At 75.3% G+C, this 24,289-nt stretch carries 1 protein-coding gene (running past one end of the window); it reads right to left on the bottom strand.

Annotated features, from left to right (window positions below):
- Window positions 1-72 precede the first annotated feature (72 nt).
- Window positions 73-24,289: the 3' portion of a type I polyketide synthase gene (locus OG570_RS35380; protein ID WP_326953262.1), read on the bottom strand. 19,445 nt of this gene lie beyond the right edge of the window; only the last 24,217 of its 43,662 coding nucleotides appear in the window; its start codon lies off the right edge, out of view; the stop codon is at window positions 73-75.

The raw sequence follows: 24,289 nt of genomic DNA, 5'->3' as shown, positions 1-24,289 counted from the left end.
CGTTGTCGAGCAGCGCCTTCCGCAGCGCCTCGACGAGCTTGGCATCGGGCGTGCCCACGGGTCCTCCGGTGGTCATGAGTCGGTTCCGTCCAGTGCGAGGCGCACGAGTTCGTCGACGTCCATGCCCGCGATCAGGGCCTCGTCGTCGGGTTCGGGTGCGGGCGGTTCGTCGGGGGCCGGCAGCGCGAGCCGGGTCAGCAGGTGCCCGGCCAGCGCCGTGGCGTCGGCGTAGCTGAAGACCACCGTCGCGGGCAGCGTGAGCCCGGTGGCCGCGGCGAGCTTGTCGCGCAGCTCGACCGCGGTGAGCGAGTCGAGCCCGACGTCCTTGAACGCCCGGAGCACGCCGATCGGCTCGACGCTGCCCAGCACCGCGCCCGCCTCCGCCCGGACCAGCTCGATCAGCACCTCGAGCCGGTCGGCGGCGGGCAGCTCGGCCAGCCGCGACCGCAGGTCCGCACCCGCGCCGGGCTCGGTGCCGACGGTCAGGGCTTCGCGGACCTCGGGCAAGCCGCCGAGCAGCGGGCTCGGCCGGGCCGCGGTGAAGATCGGCGCGAACCGCGGCCAGTCCATGGCCGCGACGACCACCGCCGGCCGGTCCTGCCGCAGCACCCGGCCCAGCGCGGCGAGCGCGGGCCCGGGGGCCATGGTCAGCACGGCCCGGCGGCGCAGCTCCCGTTCGATGTCGCCGTGGCCGGCCATGCCGCCGCCCGACCATGGTCCCCAGGCGACCGCGTGCGCGGCCAGCCCGTGGGCCCGGCGGGCGTGCGCCAGGCCGTCGAGGTAGCTGTTGGCCGCGGCGTAGGCGCCCTGCCCCGCCGAACCCCAGACTCCGGCGATCGAGGAGAACAGCAGGAACGTGTCCAGCGGCCGGTCGCCGAGCAGCTCGTCGAGGATCGCGGCGCCGTCGACCTTGGCCGAGAGCACCTTGGCGACGTCCGCGGCCTCGTAGTCCTCGATCAACGTCGCTTCGCTGTTGACGCCGGCCGCGTGGACAACAGCGTCCGGCGGGTAGGCGGCCAGGACGGCGGCGACGGCGTCGCGGTCAGCGATGTCGCAGGCGACGACGTCGACCCGGGCCCCGGCGCCGGTGAGATCCGCGACCAGGGCAGGTACGCCGGGGGCGGCGTCGCCCGCGCGGCTCAGCAGCACCAGGTGCTCCGCGCCGTTCCCGGCGAGCCAGCGGGCGACGTGCCCGCCGAGCGCCCCGGTCCCGCCGGTGACGAGCACGGTCCCGCGGGGAGTCCACTGCGCGTCGGACGCCGAGGTGTCCGGGGCGCGGTGCAGGCGGCGGGCGAACACCCCCGTGGTCCGGACCGCGACCTGGTCCTCGCCGCTGCCGCCGGTCAGCACGGCGACGACGTCGGCCAGCAGCCGGGAGTCCGCGTCGGCCGGCACGTCGACCAGCCCGCCCCACAGGTCCGGGTGCTCCAGCCCGGCCACCTGGCCGAGCCCCCAGATCAGCGACGCGCGCGGGGCGACGACGTCGGCGTCCCCGGTGGCGACCGCGGCCCGGGTCAGGGCCCACAACCGGGCTCCGGTGGTGGTGGCGCGCAGGGCCTGGATCGCCACCACCACCTGCTCGACCCGGTCGGACAGGCACAGCACGCCGTCCACCGCGCCGGCCGCGGTGATGCGGTCGGCCAGCTCGTCGCGGTGCGGCGACAGCACGACGGTCTTCGTGGTCATCCCGGCCGCCGCGAACGCCGCCGTGACGCCGTCTTCGGCCGCGCCGGGGTCGGTCAGCAGCAGCCAGGTACCCACGACGGCCCGGCCGGGCAGCACCCGGTCCCAGCCGATCCGGTAGGTCCACTCGCGCTGCTCGGACTCGGCCCGGCGGGTCTGGCGCCAGCGCGCCAGCAGCGGCAGGGCGGCCGCCCACGCCGCGGCGTCGCCGGTGTCCGCCAGCGACGAGACGTCCCCGGAATCCACCGCCTGCCAGAACTCGGCGTCGGCCGCGTCGACGACCGTGGTGTCGGCGGGCTTGAGCCAGAAGTGCCGGTGCTGGAACGCGGTCGTCGGCAGCGCCACCGGACGCGGCGGGGCCGGGACGAGCGCGCTCCAGTCGACGTCGATGCCGCGCACGAACAGTTCGGCCAGCGCGGTGCGCGCGGTGCCGGCCTCCGCGTGGTCGCGGCGGGTGAACGCGACCGCGGGTGCGATGCCGTCGAGGCTGTTGGCCAACGTGCTCAGCACCGTGTCGGGCCCGAGTTCGAGCAGCACCGAAAGCGGCCCCATCGCGGTGACGGCGTCGGCGAAGCGCACCGGGCGCCGGGCCTGCTCGGCCCAGTAACCGGGTGTGCCGAGGTCGTCGGTCACCGTGCCGGTGACGGTCGAGACGACCGGGATCACGGCGTCCCGGAAGGTCAGCGACTCGGCGACCGTGCGCAGTTCGTCGAGCACCGGGTCCATCAGCGGCGAGTGGAACGCGTGGCTCACGGTCAGCGCCTTGGTCCGGCGGCCGCGCTCGGTGCACGCCGCCGCGACGGCGTGCACCGCCTCGGCGGCACCGGACACCACGACGGACTCCGGCCCGTTCACCGCGGCGATGGACACGTCGTCACCCAGGGCGGCGAGGACGTCGGCCTCGGCGGCCTCGATCGCGACCATGGCGCCACCCGGCGGCAGCGCCGACATCAACCGGCCGCGCGCCGCGACCAGCTTCGCCGCGTCTGCCAGGGAAAACACCCCGGCCACGTGTGCCGCGGTGATCTCGCCCAGCGAGTGCCCGGCGAGCACCTTCGGCCGGACACCCCACGACTCGACGAGCCGGAACATCGCCACCTCGACGGCGAACAGCCCGGCCTGGGTGAACAGCGTGCCGTCCATGTCCTCACCGAACACGATTTCCCGCAGGGAAATACCCAGCAACGGATCGAACTGCGCGCACACCGCGTCGAACGCCGCCGCGTACGCCGGGAACGTCTCGTACAGCTCGCGGCCCATGCCCGGCCGCTGCGCGCCCTGCCCGGTGAACAGGATCCCGACGCCGCCGGCGGCGGGATCGATCTCACCGCGGACGACGCCGGTGCCGTCGCGCAGTGCGGCCACGGCCTCGTCCCGGCCCAGCGCCGGGACGACGAGCCGGTGCTCCCACGTCGTCCGGCCGGCCACCAGCGAGCCCGCCGTCGCGGCGAGGTCGGCGCCGTCTTGAAGGAACTCGGCCAGGCGCGCGGCCTGCTCGGTCAACGCGCGGGCCGACCGAGCCGACACGACCAGCGGCACCGGCCCGGCAGCCACAGTGGACAAATCGGACACCGCGGGTGCCGCTTCGAGGATGATGTGGGCGTTGGTGCCCGACACCCCGAACGCGGACACGGCGGCTCGGCGCGGCGTCGCGCGCTCCGGCCACGCCGTCTCCTCGGTCACCAGCGACAACGCCCCGGCCGACCAGTCCACCTGCGACGACGGCTCGTCGGCGTGCAACGTCTTCGGCACCAGGCCGTGGCCCAGCGCCAGCACCATCTTCACGACGCCTGCGACGCCGGAGGCGGCCTGCGTGTGGCCGAGGTTCGACTTCAGCGCACCGAGCAGCACGGGCTGCCCGGCGTCGCGCTGCCCGTAGGTCGCCAGCAGGGCCTGGGCCTCGATCGGGTCGCCCAGCGTGGTGCCGGTGCCGTGGGCCTCGACGACGTCGACGTCCGATGTGGACAGTCCGGCGTTGGCCAGCGCCTGCCGAATCACGGCCTGCTGCGCTGGGCCGTTGGGGGCGGTCAGGCCGTTGGACGCGCCGTCCTGGTTGACCGCGGTGCCCTTGACCACGGCCAGGATCTGGCGGCCGTCGCGCAGCGCGTCGGACTGCCGCTGCAGCACCAGGACGCCGACGCCTTCGGCCCAGCCGGTGCCGTCGGCGGCGTCGGCGAACGCCTTGCAGCGGCCGTCCGCGGACAGCCCGCCCTGCCGGGCGAACTCGGCGAAGACGCCCGGTGACGCCATCACCGTGGCGCCGCCGGCCAGCGCCACCGAGCACTCGCCCGAGCGGAGCGACTGCGCCGCCAGGTGCAGCGCCACCAGCGACGACGAACACGCCGTGTCGACGGTGACGGCCGGGCCGCGCAGGCCGAGCACGTAGGACACCCGGCCCGACAGCACACTCGACGACGTCCCGGTCAGTGCGTATCCCTCGCTGCTGCCGGCACCTTCGTGCAGTCGCGTGCCGTAGTCCTGCGCGGCGGCGCCGGTGAACACGCCGACGTCGTGGCCGCGCAGCGAAACCGGGTCGATTCCGGCCCGCTCCAGAGCTTCCCACGACGTTTCGAGCAGCAGCCGCTGCTGGGGGTCCATCGCGAGGGCCTCGCGCGGGGAGATCCCGAAGAACTCCGGGTCGAACAGCCCGGCGTCGTAGAGGAACCCGCCGCGTCGGGCGAACGACCCGGTGGAGCCGACGTCCCAGCCGCGGTCCGCCGGGAACTCCGCGATGGCGTCGCCGCCGCGGCGCAGCAGTTCCCACAGGCCGTCCGGGCTGGTCACGCCACCCGGCAGGCGGACGCCCATGCCGACGATCACGACCGGGTCGTCGGTGCTGCTGACAGCCACGGCTGCGTCGGCCGTCGGTTCGGTGCCCGCGAGCCGCGAGCCCAGGTGGTCGGCGAGCGCGGCGGGGTTCGGGTGGTCGAACACCAGCGTCGACGGCAGGGCGAGCCCGGTCGCCGTCGCGAGCCGGTTGCGCAGGTCGACGGCGGTCAGCGAGTCGAAACCGGCGTCGCGGAACGCCCGGGACACGCCCGGTGCCGCGCCGCCGAGGACCACGGCCGCTTCGGCGCGGACCAGCTCGACCAGCACCTCGCGCCGGCCGGCCGCGTCGAGCCCGGCCAGCCGGGCCGCCAGGCCGGTTCCGGCCGCCGACGCGGTGGCGCGGACGTGCCCGACGATCTCCCGCAGCAGCGCCGGCACCGGTCCGGTGCGGGCCTGCTGCCGCAGCGCGGCGACGTCGAACACCACCGGCACCACCGCGGGCCGGGTCGTGGCCAGCGCGCTGTCCAGCAGCCGCAGCCCCTGTTCGGCGCCGATCGGCTTCATGCCCGAGCGCGCCAGCCGCGCGGTGTCGGCCGCGGCCAGGTCGCCGGTCATCCCGCTCGCCGGTGCCCACAGGCCCCAGGCGAGCGACGTCGCGGCGTGCCCGGCGGCGCGACGGCGTTCGGCCAGCGCGTCGAGGAAGGCGTTCGCGGCGGCGTAGTTGCCCTGGCCGAGCCCGCCGAGGGTGCCGGAGGCGGAAGAGAACAGGACGAACGCGGCCAGGTCGCGGTCGCGGGTCAGCTCGTCGAGGTGGACCGCGCCGTCGGCCTTGGGCCGGAACACGGTGTCGATCCGGTCGGCGTCGAGCGCGGCGAGGACACCGTCGTCGAGGACGCCCGCGGTGTGCACGACCGCCGTCAACGGCGCGTCGGCCGGGACCCGCGCCATCAGTGTGCGGACCTGGTCGTGGTTGGCGATGTCGCAGGCGACGACGTCGACCCGGGCACCGAGCCCGGTCAGCTCGGCCCGCAGGTCTTCCGCGCCGTCGGCGTCGGGGCCACGGCGGGAGACCAGGACCAGGCTGCGGACGCCGTGCGCCGCCACCACGTGCCGGGCCACCAGCGCGCCCAGCGTGCCGGTGCCGCCGGTGACGAGCACGGTGCCCGCCGGGTCGAGCTCAGCCTGCTTGTCGTCGGTGGTGGTGCGCCGCAGCCGCGGCACCCAGGCACGGCCACCGCGGACGGCGACCTGCCCTTCGCCAGCCGCTATCGCGGCCGCGATACCGGCCTCGTCGTCGAGATCGGCGAGCAGCAGCCGGTCCGGGTGCTCCGACTGCGCCGAGCGCACCAGCCCCCACACGGCGGCGGCGACCGGATCGGGCACGTCCTCGGCGACGCTCACGGCGCCGCGCGTCACGACCGCCAGCCGGGCGTCCGCGTAGGCGGGTTCGGCCAGGAAGCCTTGCACCTCAAGCAGAACGTGCTCCAGGACCTGCCGCACCCGCTCCGGCTCGGTTCGCGAGGGCGCGCCGGTGTCGACCCGCAGCACGAACCAGTCCGGAACCTCGGCGAGGTCCGCGGCGCCGGTCAGCTCCACCGGAGCCACCGCCGGTACCGCGGCCGGTTCGGGCAGCGGGACCCAGTCGAGGGCGTAGAGGCTCGTCTCGCGAGCGGCGGTCGTGGCCTGGATTCGCCGGGTGTGCACGGACCGGGCCGAGAGCACCGGCTCGCCCGCCGGGTCGGTCAGGTCGAGCGCGTGCCCACCGTCCCCTGTGGACACGAGGTGGACCCGGACGGTGGTGGCGCCGGTGGCGTGGACCGTCAGGCCGGTCCAGTCGGCGGCCGCCACCGGGTCCGTCCCGGCGCGGGCCAGCACGACGTGCGTCGCGGCGTCGAGCAGAGCGGGGTGGATCGCGAACCCGGCGGGTTCGACGGCCTCGGGCAGGGTGACCTCGGCGAAGAGGTCCTCGCCGCGGGCCCAGGCCGCTCGCAGGCCACGCCCGTGGGGGTGGCCCTGAGCGGCGAGGCGGTCGTAGCAGTCGTCGACGTCGAGGGGCTCGGCTCCGGCCGGGGGCCATTCCGGCGTCGACGCCGGACGCGGCGCCGGGTCGGTGCCGAGGGTCGCGGTGGCGTGGCGGGTCCACGCGGTGTCCGTGCCGTCCGGGCGGGAGTGGACCGTGACCGGCCGCTTGCCGGTCTCGTCGGCGGCACCGACCGACACCCGCAGGCGAGCCGGCGCCACGAGCGGGGTTTCGATCCGCAGGTCGTCGACCACCGGGCAGCCGGCGTGGTCGCCCGCCTGGATCACCAGCTCGACGAGCGTGCCGGCGAGCCACGGGTGGGTGGCGGGCGAAACCCGGCCCGTCAGCACCAGCCCGCCCGTCTCCGGGATGTCGACGACCGCGCCGAGCAGCGGGTGCTCCGCGGTCTCCAGCCCGGCCCCGGCGACGCCGCCGTCGACAGCGTGGAGCCAGAAGTGCTTGCGCTGGAACGCGGTCGTGGGCAGTGTCGTCCGGCGTGCCGGGACCAAGCCGGTCCAGTCGACGTCGGCGCCCTCGGCGAACACCTCGGCCATCGACCGCAGGAACCGGGCACGGTCGCCCTGGTCGCGCCGCAGCGTGCCGGCCACGATCGCGCCGGGCTCACCCAGGGTGTCCTGGACGCCGGTCGTCAGCACCGGGTGCGAGCTGGACTCGACGAACACGCCGAAGCCCTGCTCCCCCAGCGCCTTCACGGCGTCGGCGAACCGGACGGGCTGACGCAGGTTCCGCAGCCAGTAGCCGTCGGCCACCGGCTCGGTGACCCAGCGATCGTCCACTGTGGAGTACCACGGGATCGACGGCGTGACTGCGGCGACGTCGCCGAGCGCGTCGGCCAGCTCGTCGGCGATCCCGGCGACCTGGACGGTGTGCGACGCGTAGTCCACCGGGATCAGCCGGACGCGCACCCCGCGCTCCTCGTAAGCTGTGCGCAGCTGGTTCAAGGCTTCGGGTTCGCCGGCCAGGACCGTCGACGACGGCGAGTTCACGGCCGCGATCTCCACTCGGCCGGCGAGGTCTTCGAGGTCGTGGGCCGCTTCGTCGCCGGAGATCCCGACGGCGAGCATCGCGCCGTGCCCGGACAGCCGGGCGGCGATCAGCAGGCTGCGCCGGGCCACGATCTTCGCCCCGTCCTCGAGCGACAGCGCGCCCGCGACGACGGCCGCGGCGATCTCGCCCTGCGAGTGCCCGACCACGGCGTCGACCCGCAGGCCGACGGACCGCCACAGCGCCGCGAGCGACACCATGACGGCGAACGACACCGGCTGCACGACGTCGACCCGGTCGAGGGCGTCGCGGCCGCGGACCACATCGGCGAGCGACCAGCCGACGTGCGGCGCCAGCGCGGCCGCGCACTCGGCCATCCGGGCCGCGAACACCGGCTCGGTGTCCCACAGGTCCGCGCCCATGCCCGGCCACTGCGCGCCCTGGCCCGGGAAGACCAGCGCGGTCTTTCCCGGGGTCCGCGTGACGCCGTGGACGACCCCGGGGTCCGGCACGCCGTCCGCGAGGCCGCGCAGACTGTCCGCGGCCTGGGTGACGTCCGTCGCGAGGACCACCGCGCGGTGCTCCCAGAGCGCGCGATCCGACAGCAGCGACGCGGCCACCGCGCCGAGGTCGGCGTGGCCGGTGACCCAGTCGGCCAGCGAACGCGCCTCGGCCGCCAGCCCGGCTTCCGACCGGGCCGACACCACGATCGGGAGAAGCTCTCCGGTGGGTTCGGGTGTGGTAGGCACCTCCATCGGGTGCTGTTCGAGGATGAGGTGGGCGTTCGTGCCGGAGACGCCGAACGACGAGACACCGGCCCGGCGCGGGCGTCCGGCCTCGGGCCACGGCGTCGTGTCGGTCAGCAGCCGGACAGCACCGGATTCCCAGTCCACTTTGGACGAAGGCGTGTCGACGTGCAGCGTCCGCGGCAGCGTCCCGTGCCGCATGGCGAGGACCATCTTCAGCACACCGGCGACGCCCGCGGCGGCCTGCGCGTGCCCGATGTTGGACTTGAGCGAGCCGAGCCACAGCGGCTCGTCGCGCTCCTGGCCGTACGTCACGATCAGGGCCTGGGCCTCGATCGGGTCCCCGAGGGTCGTGCCGGTGCCGTGCGCCTCGACGGCGTCCACTTCGGACGGCCGCAGCCCCGCGTTGGCCAGAGCCTGACGGATCACCGCCTGCTGGGCCGGGCCGTTGGGCGCGGTCAGGCCGTTGGACGCGCCGTCCTGGTTGACGGCCGTGCCGCGGACGACGGCCAGGATCTCCCGGCCTTCCCGCAGCGCGTCGGACCGTCGTTGCAGCACCAAGACGCCGACGCCCTCGGCCCAGCCGGTGCCCCCGGCCGATTCGGCGAACGCGCGGCAACGGCCGTCGCCGGACAGCGCGCCCTGGCGGGAGAACTCGGTGAACATCGACGGCGACGCCATCACCGACGCCCCGCCCGCGAGCGCCACCGAGCACTCGCCGGAGCGCAGCGACTGCGCGGCCAGGTGGATCGCCACCAGCGACGACGAACACGCCGTATCCACCGTCACCGCGGGACCCTGCACCCCGAGCACGTACGACACCCGGCCCGCGGCGACGCTGCTCGCCGACCCCGTGCCCAGCAGGCCTTCCAGCTCCGCGGACCGCACGCCGGCGCCGTAGCCCTGGTAGGCCAGGCCGGTGAAGACCCCGACGTCCCGGCCGCCCAGAGAGGACGGATCGATCCCGGCGCGTTCGAGCGCTTCCCACGACGTCTCGAGCAACAGCCGCTGCTGCGGGTCCATCGCCAGGGCCTCGCGCGGCGAGATGCCGAAGAAGCCGGGGTCGAACGAGCCCGCGTCGTGCAGGAACCCGCCCGAGCGCGGGTGGTTGTCGCCGAGGTCCCAGCCGCGGTCGGCGGGGACCGCCGAGATCGCGTCACGCCCGGTCCGCAGCAGCTCCCACAGCTCGTCCGGGGTCGCGACGCCGCCCGGCAGCCGGACGCCCATGCCGACGATGACGACCGGGTCGTCGGTCACGGCGGTGTGCGCCGGGGCCGCCACGGCGGTCGCGCCGAACAGCTCGCCGTCGACGAACCCGGCCAGGGCGCGCGGGGTCGGGTAGTCGAACACGACCGTCGCGGGCAGCCGGACGCCGGTGGCCTTGGTGAGCCGGTTGCGGAGTTCGACCGCGGTCAGCGAGTCGAACCCGGCGTCACGGAACGCCCGGGCGGCGCCGATCCCGCGGCCGCCGCCGAGGACGATCGCGGCTTCGGCGGTGACGAGGTCGGTCAGCGCGGCCAGCCGCTGTTCGGGGTCGAGCCCGGTCAGGCCGGCCAGAACGCCGGTGGCGGGCGCGGCGGTGTGCGCGGTGCGCCGGCCGGGGCCGGCCAGCTCGCGCAGCATCGGGGCCATCGGTCCCGACCGCGCCTGAGCACGCAGAGCGGGCAGGTCGAGCACCATCGGCACGAGCAACGCCGCCGGGCTGGCCAGCGCGGCGTCCAGCAGCGCCATGCCATGCGCGGCTTCGACGACACCGAGGCCGGACCGTGCCATGCGGGTCGTGTCGGCCGCCGCGAGGTGCCCGGTCATGCCGCCGTCCTGGCGCCACAGGCCCCAGGCGAGCGACGTCGCGGCGTGCCCCGCGGCGCGCCGGCGCACGGCCAGCGCGTCGAGGAACGTGTTGGCGGCGGCGTAGTTGCCCTGCCCGGGCCCGCCGAGGACGCCGGAGGCGGAGGAGAACAGGACGAACGCGGCCAGGTCGCGGTCGCGGGTCAGCTCGTCGAGATGGACGGCCGCGTCGACCTTGGGCCGGAACACGGTGTCCACGCGTTCGGCGTCGAGGGCGGCGACAACGCCGTCGGCCAGGACCCCGGCGGTGTGGATCACCGCGGTCAACGCCGGTATCCCCGCCAGCAGCGCCCGCACCTGAGCGCGGTCGGCCAGGTCGCACGCGACCACTTCGACGTCGGCGCCGTGCTCCCGCAGTTCCGCGACCAGCTCCGAAGCACCGTCGGCGGCCGGGCCACGGCGGGAAGCGAGAACGACGCTGCGCACGCCGAGGTCGACGACGTGGCGGGCCACGAGCGTGCCGAGCGCGCCGGCGCCGGTGATCAGCACCGTCCCGGCCAGGTCGAGCGTGCGCGGCACGGTGAGGACGTTCTTGCCGACGTGCTGGGCCTGGGCCATGTGCCGGAACGCGGCGACGGCGTCGCGGACGTCCCAGGTGGTGAAGGGCAGCAGCCGCAGCGAACCGGTCTCGAAGAGGTCGACCAGCTTGGCCAGCATCCGCCCGATCAGCGGCGGCCCGCCGTCGTAGAGGTCGAACGCCCGGTACATGACGCCGGGGTGGGCGTCGCGGATGTCGGTCTTGCCCATCTCCAGGAACCGGCCACCCTCGGCCAGCAGCCCCAGCGACGCATCCACGAACTCCCCCGCCAGCGAGTTCAGCACGACGTCGACCGTGCCGAACTTCGCCGCGAAGTCCAGGGTTCGCGAGTTCGCGATGTGGTCGTCCGGGATACCCATCCCGCGCAGCACGTCGTGCTTGCCCGGGCTCGCCGTGGCGAAGACGTCGGCACCGAGGTGGCGGGCCAGCTGGACGGCGGCCATGCCGACGCCGCCGGCGGCCGCGTGGATCAGGATCTTCTCGCCCGGCCGCAGGTCCGCCAGCTCGACCAGGGCGTAGTACGCGGTCAGGAACGCCACGGGCACGGTCGCGGCCGCTTCGGCGGACCACGCTTCCGGCACCGGGGCGAGCAGGTCGGCCTCGGTCACCGCGACCGGGCCGAAGCTGTGGCCCATCAGGCCGAACACACGATCGCCGGGCTGCAGGCCGGTGACGTCCGGGCCGATGGCCGTGACGACGCCGACGCCCTCGGCACCGAGCCGGCCCGTGTCGCCCGGGTACAGGCCCAGCGCGGTCAGGACGTCGCGGAAGTTCAGGCCGGCGGCCCGGACGGCGAGCCGGACCTGGCTGCCCGTCAGGGTTTCCGGCAGCTCGGGGTGCGGCAGCAGGGCCAGCGCGTCGAGGGTCTTGCCGCCGGTCGTCGCCAGCGCCCACGACGTGGTCCCGGCGGGCACGGTCAGCTCACCGGCACCGGCCCGCACCAGCCGGGGCACGAGAACCCGGCCGTCACGCAGGGCGAACTGCGTCTCGCCGGTCTCGACGAACGCGGCGATCCCGGGCACGAACTCGGCCGGGGCGTCGAGGTCGGCGAGTACGACCCGGTCGGGGTGCTCGGTCTGCGCGGTCCGCACCAGGCCCCAGACGGCCGCGGCGACCGGGTCGACGTCCTCGGTGCCTGTGGCGACGGCACCGGTCGTGGTGACGACCAGCTTGCTGTCCACTGTGGACTCGTCGGTCAGGAACGCCTGCAGGACGGCGAGAACCGTGCCGACGGCCGTCCGCGCCCGCTCGGGTTCGGACTGCTCGGGAGCGCCGGTGTCGACCGGCAGCACCAGCCAGGGCGCCGGTTCCGTGACGTCGGCGGCCGTCGTGACGTACCGGACCTCCGCGGGCCGCGGTTCCGCCTGCGGCAACGCCGTCCAGGTGACGGCGAACATCGCGTCGTCACCGGTGGCGGCCGGGGCCTGCATCGGCCGGCTGACCAGCGAACCCAGCGCCAGCACGGGCGCGCCCGTCCGGTCGGCGACGGTCATCGCCACCGAGCCGTCGGGCAGTTCCGAGACGTGGACGCGCACGCTGCGGGCGCCGGTGGCGTGCACCGCGACGCGGTTCCACGCGAACGGCAGCGCGACGGGCGACCCGTCGTCCGGGCCGAGCCCGACCAGCGCCACGTGCAGCATCGCGTCGAGCAGCGCGGGGTGGACGGCGAACCCGGCGGGGTCGGCGATCTCGGGCAGCGTCACCTCGCCGAAGAACTCACGGTCACGCGTCCAGGCCGAGGTCAGGGCCTGGAAGGCCGGCCCGTAGCCGTAGCCGCGCGCGGCGAGGGTGTCGTAGAAGCCGGTCACGTCGACCGGCTGGGCCTCGGCGGGCGGCCAAGTGGACAACGGCGTCGCGGGGGCGGGTTCGGTGGTCAGCCAGCCGGTCGCGTGCCGGGTCCAGCCGGGTGCACCGTGCTCCGGGCGGGAGTGGACGGCCACCTCGCGCCGGCCGGTCTCGTCGGTCTCGCCGACGATCACCTGCACCCGCAGCGCCGCGGCGCCGGTGAGCACCATCGGCGTCTCGACGACCAGTTCGTCGACGACCGGCACGCCACACTGGTCGCCCGCCTGGACGGCGAACTCGACCAGGGCCGCCCCGGGGACGAGCACCACGCCGTCGATGGCGTGGTCGGCCAGCCACGGCTGCAGCGCCGTGGACAACCGGCCGGTCAGCACGGCACCGCCGGTGCCGGGGGCCTCCATCACCGCGGCCAGCATCGGGTGGTCCAGGGACACCTGGCCGAGGCTCGTGGCGTCGCCGGACGTGACGGGGGCCAGCCAGAACCGGCGGTGCTGGAACGCGGTCGTGGGCAGCGCCACGGCGTGCCGCGGGACCGGGACCAGCGCGGTCCAGTCGACGTCGTTGCCGCGCACGAACAGTTCGGCCAGCGCGGCGACGGCGGTCTCGGCCTCGGGCCGGTCCCGCCGGGTCAGCACGACGCTAGGCGCGTCAATCAGCGACGTGAGAACGCCGTCCGGGCCCAGTTCCAGCAGCACCGAGAGCGGTCCCATCGCGGCGACGGCGTCGGCGAAGCGCACCGGACGGCGCACCTGCTCGACCCAGTACTCCGGAGTGCGCAGGTCGTCGGTGAGCGTGCCGGTCACCATCGACACCACCGGGATCGACGGCGGCCCGTAGGTCAGGGTTTCGGCGACCGCGCGGAACGCGTCGAGCATCGGGTCCATCAGCGCGGAGTGGAACGCGTGGCTGACCGTCAGCGCCTTCGTACGGCGACCGCGGCCGACGAACTCCGCCGCGACCGCATGCACCGCGTCCGCGGCACCCGAGATGACGACCGAGTCCGGCCCGTTGACGGCGGCGATGGAGACGCCGTCGGTCAACGCGGCCAGCACGTCCGTCTCAGACGCCTCGATGGCGACCATCGCGCCGCCCGGCGGCAGGTCCGACATCAGCCGGCCGCGCGCCGCCACCAGCTTCGCCGCGTCCTCGAGCGACAGCACGCCCGCGACGTGCGCCGCGGTGATCTCACCCAGCGAGTGCCCGGCCAGGACCTGCGGCCGGACGCCCCACGACTCGGTCAGGCGGAACATCGCCACCTCGACCGCGAACAGCCCGGCCTGGGTGAACAACGTGTCGTCGAGCAACGCCGCGACGGCGGAACCCGCTTCGGCGAACACGACGTCGCGCACCGGGACGGTGTCGCCCAGGCACCGGTCCAGCTCCGCGCACACGGCGTCGAACGCGTCCGCGAACACCGGGAACGTCTCGTACAGCTCGCGGCCCATGCCCGGCCGCTGCGCACCCTGGCCGGTGAACAGCACACCGACGCCGCTGACGGCGGGGTCGACCTCGCCCCGGACGGCGGTCCCGTCACGCAGCCCGGCGAGGGCACTCGCGTGGTCCCGGGCCACGACGACCGCGCGGTGTTCCCACCGGGAGCGCGACGACAGCAGGGAACCGGCGACGGCGGTGAGGTCGGTGCGGTCGGTGCGGTCGGTGAGGAACGCCGCGAGCCGGTCGGCCTGCTCGGTCAGCGCCTCCTCGCTGCGCGCGGACAGGACGAGCGGCACGACCGGAACGTCCACATCGGGCTCGGCCCGGTCGGCGGCGGGCGCCTGTTCCAGGACGACGTGGGCGTTGGTGCCGGAGACGCCGAACGACGACACGCCGGCCCGGCGCGGTGCACCGCGGTCCGGCCACGCGGTTTCCTCCGCGAGCAGCCGCACGGTCCCGGCCGACCAGTCGACCTCGGCCGACGGCTCGTCGGCGTGCAGTGTCCGCGGCAGGACGCCGTGGCCGAGCGCGAGCACCATCTTGATCACGCCCGCGACCCCCGCCGCGGCCTGGGTGTGCCCGATGTTCGACTTCAGCGCCCCCAGCAGCAACGGCCGCGTCGCGTCCCGTTCCTGGCCGTAGGTCGCGATCAGCGCCTGCGCCTCGATCGGGTCACCCAGCACCGTGCCGGTGCCGTGGGCTTCCACCGCGTCGACGTCCGCAGCGGCCAGACCGGCGTTGGCCAGCGCCTGCCGGATCACCGCCTGCTGGGCCGGGCCGTTGGGCGCCGTCAAGCCGTTGGACGCGCCGTCCTGGTTGACCGCGGTGCCCTTGACCACGGCCAGGACCTCACGGCCGTCGCGGACCGCGTCGGACAGCCGTTGCAGCACGAGGACACCGGCGCCTTCGGCCCAGCCGGTGCCGTCGGCGGCCGCGGAGAACGCCTTGCACCGGCCGTCCGCGGACAGCCCGCCCTGGCGGGAGAACTCCACGAACACGCCGGGCGACGCCATTACCGTCACACCGCCGGCCAGCGCCAGCGAGCACTCACCCGAGCGCAGCGACTGGGCCGCGAGGTGCAGCGCGACCAGCGACGACGAGCACGCCGTGTCGACCGTGACGGCCGGGCCGCGCACGCCCAGGACGTACGAGATCCGTCCGGAAAGGACACTCGGCGACGTCCCAGTCAGCGCGAAGCCCTCGCTGTCGCCGAGGGCGCCGCCGTAGCCCTGCGGCGACGCGCCCGCGAACACACCGACGTCCTGGCCGCGCAGCGACTGCGGGTCGATCGCGGCCCGTTCCAGGGCTTCCCACGACGTCTCCAGCAGCAGCCGCTGCTGCGGGTCCATCGCGACGGCTTCGCGCGGTGAGATTCCGAAGAACTCGGGGTCGAACAGGGTGGCGCCGCTCAGGAACCCGCCGGAGCGGGTGGTGGAGGGCGTGTCGACGTCCCAGCCGCGGTCGTCCGGGAAGCCGGAGATCGCGTCGCCGCCGCGGCGCAGCAGATCCCACAGGTCCGCCGGGCTGCCCACCTCGCCCGGCAGCCGGACCCCCATGCCGACGATCACGATCGGGTCGTCGGTGGTCACCATCGCGGCGGCCACCGGCGCGGCCTCCTGGACCACACCGGACAGCTCGGCCAGCAGGAAGTCGGCCAGCGCACCGGGGTTCGGGTGGTCGAAGACCACGGTGGACGGCAGCGTCAGCCCGGTCGCGGCGGCCAGCCGGTTGCGCAGGTCGACGCCGGTCAGCGAGTCGAAGCCGACGTCGCGGAAGGCCCGCGACTCCGGGAGCGGGGTGTCGCCGCCGAGCACCACGGCCGCTTCGGTCCGCACCAGCTCGACGAGCAGCGCGCGCCGGGCGGCGGTGTCGAGGCCGGCGAGCAGCGTCGGCACGCCGGTGACCGCCGCGGTGTTGGTCGCGGTGGCCCGGACGTGCCCGACCACGGTCCGCAGCAGCGGCGAGAGCGCGGCACCCGAGCGGGCCTGGGCCCGCAGCGCCGGGACGTCCAGCAGCATCGGCGCCAGCACGGCACGGGCCGAGCCGAGCGCGAGGTCCAGCGACCGCATGCCCTGCGTCTCGCCGAGCGCCTTCATGCCGGAGCGCGCCATCCGCGCGGTGTCGGCGGCGCCGAGGTGCGCGGTCATCCCGCTCGCCGGCGCCCACAGACCCCACGCCAGCGACGTCGCCGCCAGGCCCGCGGCCCGCCGCCGGGTCGCCAGCGCGTCCAGGAAGGCGTTCGCGGCGGCGTAGTTGCCCTGGCCCGGGCCGCCGATCAGGCCGGACACCGAGGAGAACAGCACGAACGCGGCGAGGTCGTGGTCGCGGGTCAGCTCGTCGAGGTGGATCGCGCCGTCGGTCTTCGGCCGGAAGACGGTGTCGAGCCGGCCGGAGTCCAGGGCGGCGATGACGCCGTCGTCGAGGAGCCCGGCGAGGTGCAGCACGCCGGTGAGCGGCGCGTCGGCCGGGACGTGCGCCAGCAGCGCGCGGACCTGCTCGCGCTCGGCGACGTCGCAGGCCACGACGTCGACGCGGGCGCCGAGCCCGGTGAGTTCGGCCCGCAGGTCTTCGGCGCCTTCGGCGTCGAGGCCGCGACGGGACGACAGCAGCAGGCTGCGCACGCCGTGCTCGGTGACGAGGTGCCGGGCGACGACGGCGCCCAGCGTGCCGGTGCCGCCCGTGACGAGCACGGTGCCCGCGGGGTTCAGCACCGCCACGCGCTCGGCGTCGGCGGTGAGCCGGGTCAGGCGCGGCACCCACACGACGTCGTCGCGCACGGCGAGCTGCCACTCCCCGGCGGCGGCCGCACCGGCCGGCAGAGCGGCGTCGGTGAGGTCGCGGTCGACGTCGGCCAGCAGGATCCGGCCGGCGTTCTCGGTCTGCGCGGCGCGCACCAGGCCCCACACGGACGCCGCGACCGGGTCGGCGTCCCCGCCGAGCGGGTCCACCGCGCCGCGCGTCAGCACGGCCAGCCGCGCGTCCGCGAGGTTCGGGTCGGCCAGGAAAGCTTGGAGCACCAGCAGAACCCGGCCCGTCGCGGCCCGGATGCCTTCGGGCGTGGCGGGTTCGGCCGGGACGGGCAGCAGGTACCAGTCGGCGGGCTCGGCGAATCCCGCGGCGTCCTGCACAGTCCGTGTACGCCCGACAGAGGCCGCGACCAGGTCCGGGAGCGCGAGCCAGTCGAGGCCGTACGACGAGTCGGCCGGTTCCGGCCGCACCGCGCGGACGCGGCCGGTCGTCACCGAGGCCACGGACAGCACCGGCTGCCCGGCGAGGTCGGTCAGCTCGGCGGACCAGCCGTCGCCTGCCGGGGTGAGGTGCGCCCGGACGACGGTCGCGCCGGTGGCGTGCAGCGTGACGCCGGTCCACGCGACCGGCAGCTCGCCGTCGATCGCCTGCAGCGCGGTGTCCAGCAACGCCGGGTGCAGCGCGAAGCCCGCAGGGTCGATCGGCTCCGGCAGCGTGACCTCGGCGAACAGCTCACGGCCGCGGCGCCAGGCGGCCGTGAAGGCCGGGCCGTGCTCGGTGAGAACGTCGACGGCCTGAGCGCCTGACGGCGGCCACTCTTCAGCGGGCGCTGCGGTGGTGAGCGCGGTGGAGAGAATGCCGTTGGCGTGGCACGTCCACGCGGCGTCCTCGGTCTCCGGCCGCGTGTGGACGGCGATCGTGCGCCGTCCGGTGTCGTCAGCGGCTCCGACCACGACCTGGACGCGCAGGGCGCCGTCCTCCGGCAGGACCGCCGCGGAACCGGCGTCGAAGCGTTCCAGCGTCGGGCAGCCGGTGTGGTCGCCGGCCTGGATCGCCAGTTCCACCAGGACCGCGGGCGGGAGCAGGCGCGCGCCGTCGACGACGTACTCGCCGAGCCACGGCTGCCGGGCCGGGCTGAGCCGGCCGGTGAGCACCAGGGTGCCGGTGTCCGGGGTGTCGACGACGGCGCCGAGCAGCGGGTGGCCGGCGTCGGTCAGGCCGGCACCGGCCGCGTCGCCGGTGGCCGCCTCGGGCCGCAGCCAGAAGTGCCGGTGCTGGAACGCCGTCGTCGGCATCGCCGAGGACGCGCGGCGTGCCGGCAGGAACCCGGCCCAGGTCAGGTCGACGCCCCGGACGAACACCTCGGCCAGCGACCGGACGAACCGCGCGCGGTCGCCCTGGTCGCGCCGCAGCGTCCCGGCCACGACGACGTCGGTGCCGGCCAGCGTGTCCTGGACGGCGGCGGTCAGCACCGGGTGCGAGCTGGACTCGACGAACACGCCGAAGCCCTGCTCCCCCAGCGCCGCGATCGCCTCGGCGAAGCGCACGGGCTGGCGCAGGTTGCGCACCCAGTAGCCGGGGTCGAGCGGGCCGGTCACCCAGGCACCGTCCACAGTGGAGTACCACGGGATGGCGGGCGCGGCCGGTTCGGTGCCGCTCAGGACGGCGGTCAGCTGCTCGGCGACGCCGGCCACCTGGACGGTGTGCGAGGCGTAGTCCACCGGGATCAGCCGCGTCCGGACGCCACGGGCGTCGTAGCGGTCGCGGACCTCCGCCAGCGCCGCGGGTTCGCCCGCGAGAACCACGGCGGACGGCGAGTTCACCGCGGCCAGCTCGACCCGGCCGTCCCAGGCCGTGAGGTCGACGTCGTCCGCGCCGGTCGCGATCGAGAGCATCCCGCCGTGGCCGGAGAGTTCTTCGCCGATCACCTTGCTCCGCAGCGCCACGATCCGCGCGGCGTCGGCGAGTGACAGCGCGCCGGCCACGCAGGCCGCCGCGATCTCGCCCTGCGAGTGCCCGACGACGGCGTCCACGCGCAGCCCGGCCGAGCGCCACAGCGCGGCCAGCGACACCATCACCGCCCACGACACGGGCTGCACGACGTCGACCCGGTCGAGGGCCGCGGCGTCCCGGCCGCGCACGACGTCGGACAGGGACCAGTCCACATGCGACGCCAGGGCGGCCTCGCACTCGGCCATCCGCGCGGCGAACACCGGTTCGGTGGCCCACAGGTCCGCGCCCATGCCGGGCCACTGCGCACCCTGGCCGGGGAAGACCAGCACGGTGCGGCCGGTGTCGGCGCCGGCGACGCCACGCACGACCTCGGGTCCGGTGAGCGCCCGCAACCCGGCCACCGCCTCGGCGGCGTCCGCGGCCACGACAACGGCGCGGTGCTCCCAGCGCGCCCGTGCCGCGCCCAAGGATCCGGCCACACCGGCGAAGTCGCCGTCACCGGCCAGGAACTCGGCCAGCCGATCGGCCTGCGCCGTGAGTCCCGCTTCGGTCCGGGCGGTCACCACGAGCGGCGTGACGCCCGGCTCGTCCTCGACGGCCGGAGCGCCCTCGGGGCCCTGTTCCAGGATGATGTGCGCGTTGGTGCCGCTGACGCCGAACGACGACACCGCGCCGCGACGCGGGCGGCCCAGCTCGGGCCAGGACGTCTCCTCGGTCAGCAGCGCGACGGCTCCGCTCGACCAGTCGACCTTCGCGGACGGCTCGTCGATGTTCAGCGTCTTCGGCAGCACGGCGTGGCGCAGGGCGAGGATCATCTTGATCACGCCAGCGACCCCGGCGGCCGCCTGCGCGTGCCCGATGTTGGACTTCAGCGAGCCCAGCCAGAGCGGGACGTCACGGTCACGGCCGTAGGTGGCCAGCAGCGCCTGGGCCTCGATCGGGTCGCCCAGCGCGGTGCCGGTGCCGTGCGCCTCGACGGCGTCGACGTCCGAAGTGGACAGTCCGGCGTTGGCGAGTGCCTGGCGGATCACGGCCTGCTGGGCCGGCCCGCTGGGCGCGGTCAGCCCGTTGGACGCGCCGTCCTGGTTGACGGCGGTGCCCTTGACCACGGCGAGGATCTCGCGGCCGTCGCGGACGGCGTCCGAGAGCCGCTGCAGCACGAGCACGCCGACACCTTCAGCCCAGCCCGTGCCGTCAGCGGCCGCCGCGAACGGCTTGCAGCGGCCGTCCGCGGACAGCGCGCGCTGGCGGGAGAAGTCCACGAACGGCATGGGCGTGCCCATGATCGCCGCGCCGCCGGCCAGCGCCGTCGTGCATTCGCCCGAGCGCAGGGCCTGCGCGGCGAGGTGGATGGCGACCAGCGAGGACGAACACGCCGTGTCGACCGTCATCGCCGGGCCGCGGACGCCGAGGACGTAGGAGACCCGGCCACTCGCGACGCTGCCGGTGCCGCCGATCGAGAGCAGGCCGTCGAGGTCCGCGTCGCGGGCGCCCTGCCCGTAGTTCTGGTACGAGAGGCCGGTGAAGACGCCGACGTCCTGCCCGCGCAGTGACGTCGGGTCGACGCCCGCCCGTTCCAGGGCCTCCCAGGAGGTCTCCAGCAACAGCCGCTGTTGCGGGTCCATGGCCAGGGCCTCGCGCGGCGAGATGCCGAAGAAGCCCGGGTCGAACAGGGCCGCGTCACGCAGGAAGCCGCCGGAGCGGGTGTAGGACTTGCCGACCGCGTCGGGGTCGGCGTCGTAGAGGCCGTCGACGTCCCAGCCGCGGTCGGCCGGGAACGCCGAAATCGCGTCGCCGCCGGTGCGCAGCAGCTCCCAGAGGCCGTCCGGGGTGGTGATGCCGCCGGGCAGCCGGACGCCGATGCCGACGATCGCGATGGGCTCGTCGGTCGCCGTGACGGCGGCTTCGGTCGTCGTCACAGGCGCGTCGCCGGTGGTCAGCTCAGCCTCGAGGTGGGCGGCGAGCGCGACCGGGTCGGCGTGGTCGAACACGACGGTCGGGGACAACGCGAGCCCGGTCACGGCCTGCAGGCGGTCGCGCAGCTCCACGGCCGTGAGCGAGTCGAACCCGGTGTCGCGGAACGAGCGCCGTGCGCCGATGCCTTCACCGGCGCCGAGCACGTCGGCGGCTTCGGTGCGCACCAGGCCCACCAGCAGCGCCGACCGGGCGTCGGCGTCGAGCCCGGCCAGCCGGGCGCGCAGGTCGTCGGCGACGGAACCGGCCACCGGGGTGTCCGCGCCGGCCAGCGCCCGCAGGAGCGGGCTGGGCCGCCGGGCGGTGAGCAGCGGGACGAACCGCGCCCAGTCGACGGAGGCGATGACCACCGCCGGGCGGTCGTGGCGCAGCGCGTGCGCCAAGGCGGTCAGGGCGAGGTCGGCGTCCAGCATCGGCAGCACACCGCGGCGTGCCTGCTCGTCGGCGGGGCCGGCGTGCCGGACGTCCGGGTTCGACCACGGGCCCCAGGCCACGGCGAGGGCCGTCCGGCCGCGGGCGCGTCGCGAGTGCGCGAGGGCGTCGAGGAAGCCGGTGTTCGCCGCGGCGGCCCCCTGGCCCGCCGAGCCCCACACCCCGGCCACCGAGGAGAAGAGCACGAAGGCGTCGAGGTCGGGCAGGAGTTCGTCGAGCAGCGCGGCGGCCGCGCCGGCCGCGAAGTCCGCCGGGGCGAGGTCGACGGCGGCGGTGACATCGCCGGTGACGGCGGCGGTGTGGACCACCGCGTTGGGCGGGTACTGCGCGAGCAGCGCGGTGACGGCGTCGCGGTCGTCAGGGGCGCAGGCCGCGAACGTCACCCGGACGCCGTCGGGCATGGCGGGCGGTGTGGCCGCGTCGCCGCGGAAGTCCAGCAGTACCAGGTGTTCCGCGCCGTCGGCGGCGAGCCGGTCGAGGACCGGCGCGGCGACGCCGTCGATCGCGGTGGTGACCAGGACAGTGCCGCGCGGTGTCCAGCCCGCGCCGGACGTCGCTTCGGGTGCCGGGACCAGGCGGCGGGCGAACACGCCGGCTGGGCGGATCGCGAGCTGGTCTTCGGCCGGGGTGCCGGTGAGCACGGCGATCGCTTCGGCCGGGTCGGTGGCGTCGACGATGCCGCCCCACAGCTCGGGGTGTTCGAGTGCGACGGTCTGCGCGAGGCCCCAGGTCGCCGCGGCGTGCGGGTCCGGAGCGGGGTCGGTTCCACCGGTGGTGACCGCGCCACGGGTGACGCACCAGAGCCGCGCGGTCGTCCCGGCGGCCACCAGCGCGCGCACTGCGGCCACCAGGTCGGTCACGGTGTCCGCCAGGCACACCACGCCGTCGACCGGGCCGGCCGCGGTGATCCGTTCGGCCAGGTCGGCCGCGGCCGGGTCGAGAGTGATCGCGTCGACGGCCGTGTCCGCGGTGGACAGCACCAGCCAGCGGCCGGTGAGCGGCGAGACTTCGTGGCTGACGGGTTCCCACTCGACCTGGTAGGACCAGGAGCGCACGGTCGACTCGTCCTGCTGGTCCTGTCGCCACCGTGACAGCGCGGCGAAGGCGGTTTCCAGGGCAGCGGGGTCGCCGTGGGTCGCGCTGTTCCCGGCTTCGACGGCCTGCCAGAACGGCGCGTCGGCGTCGACGATCCGCGCCGCCGGGGGTTCGGCCCAGAAGCGACGGCGCTGGAACGCCGTGGTCGGCAGCGGCACCACGCGGCGCGGGGCCGGCACGAGCGCGGCCCAGTCGACGTCGTTGCCGCGCACGAACAGCTCGGCCAGCGCGAGGACGGCGGTCTCGGGTTCGGACCGATCCCGCCGGGTCAGCACAACCGCAGGCACGCCGAGGGCGTCGGCGAGCGACGTGAGGACGCCGTCCGGTCCCAGCTCCAGCAGCACCGACAGCGGTCCCATCGCGGTGGCGGCGTCGGCGAAGCGCACCGGACGGCGCACCTGCTCGACCCAGTACTCCGGGGAACGCCAGTCGTCCGTCACGACGGCACCGGTCACGGTGGACACCGCAGGGACCGTGGATTCTTGGTAGGTCAAGGACTCGGCGACCGTGCGCAGTTCGTCGAGCACCGGGTCCATCAGCGGCGAGTGGAACGCGTGACTGACCGTCAACGCCTTGGTCCGGCAACCGCGCGCGGCGAACTCCGCCGCAACGGCGTGCACCGCCTCGGCGGCACCGGAGACGACCACGGCTTGCGGTCCGTTGACCGCCGCGATCGAGACCGCGCCGTCGAGGGCCGCCAGCACGTCGGCCTCGGCCGCCTCGATCGCGACCATGGCGCCACCCGGCGGCAGGTCGGCCATCAGCCGGCCACGCGCCGCCACCAGCTTCGCCGCGTCGGCCAGGGAAAACACTCCGGCGACGTGCGCGGCCGTGATCTCCCCCAGCGAATGCCCGGCGACCACCTTCGGCCGCACACCCCACGACGTCACGAGCCGGAACATCGCGACCTCGACCGCGAACAGGCCCGCCTGCGTGAACAGCGTGCCGTCCAGCTCGGTCCCGAACACGACCTCCCGCAGCGAAACCCCCAGAAGCGGGTCGAGTTCCGCGCACACCGCGTCGAACGATTCCGCGAACACCGGGAACGTCTCGTACAGCTCACGGCCCATCCCGGCCCGCTGGGACCCCTGGCCGGTGAACAGGACACCGACGCCTTCCACGGCGGGGTCGACCTCACCGCGCACGACACCACGGCGCAGCCCGGCGGACGCGACGGTGCGCAGGCCGTCGAGGGCCCGCTCGCGGTCCGTGGCCACGACGACCGCGCGGTGCTCCCACACCGCGCGCGACGAGACCAGCGCACCGGCGACAGCGCCGAGATCGGTGTCGAGGGCGGTCAGCAGCCGGTCCGCCTGCGCGGCCAGCGCCCGCTCGCTGCGGGCCGACACGACCAGCGGCACGATCCCGGCCACCGGCTCGGCGTCCACAATGGACTCGGCGAGCGGCGCCTGTTCGAGGATGACGTGGGCGTTCGTGCCCGAGACGCCGAACGCCGAGACACCGGCGCGGCGCGGGCCGTCACCCTCGGGCCAGGCCGTCTCCTCGGTGAGCAGCCGCACGGTCCCGGCCGACCAGTCCACCTGGGCCGACGGCCGCTCGACGTGCAGGGTCCGCGGCAGAGTGCCGTGGCGCAGGGCGAGGATCATCTTGATCACGCCCGCGACCCCGGCCGCGGCTTGGGTGTGCCCGATGTTCGACTTCAACGCCCCCAGCAGCAACGGCCGGGCCGCGTCCCGGTCCTGCCCGTAGGTCGCGATCAACGCCTGGGCCTCGATCGGGTCACCCAGCACGGTGCCGGTGCCGTGCGCCTCGACCGCGTCCACTTCGGACGGACGCAGACCCGCGTTGGCCAGCGCCTGGCGGATCACCGCCTGCTGGGCCGGGCCGTTGGGCGCCGTCAAGCCGTTGGACGCACCGTCCTGGTTGACGGCCGTGCCCTTGACCACGGCCAGGATCTCCCGGCCGTCGCGCCGGGCGTCGGACAGCCGTTGCAGCACGAGGACGCCGATGCCCTCGGCCCAGCCGGTGCCGTCCGCGGTGTCCGAGAACGCCTTGCACCGCGCGTCGGCCGAGAGGCCGCCCTGTCGCGCGAACTCCACGAACACGCCCGGCGAGGCCATCACCGTCACACCACCGGCGAGCGCCAGCGAGCACTCACCCGAGCGCAGCGACTGCGCCGCCAGGTGCAGCGCGACCAGCGACGACGAACACGCCGTGTCGACCGTCAGCGACGGCCCCTGCGCGCCGAGCACGTAGGACACCCGGCCGGAAAGGACACTC

The sequence above is a fragment of the Amycolatopsis sp. NBC_01286 genome, from assembly GCF_035982555.1.
In the GTDB taxonomy this organism is placed as follows: Bacteria; Actinomycetota; Actinomycetes; order Mycobacteriales; family Pseudonocardiaceae; genus Amycolatopsis.
Note: the sequence above shows the minus strand (reverse complement) of the source record. Positions and strands in the feature narration are given on the sequence as shown.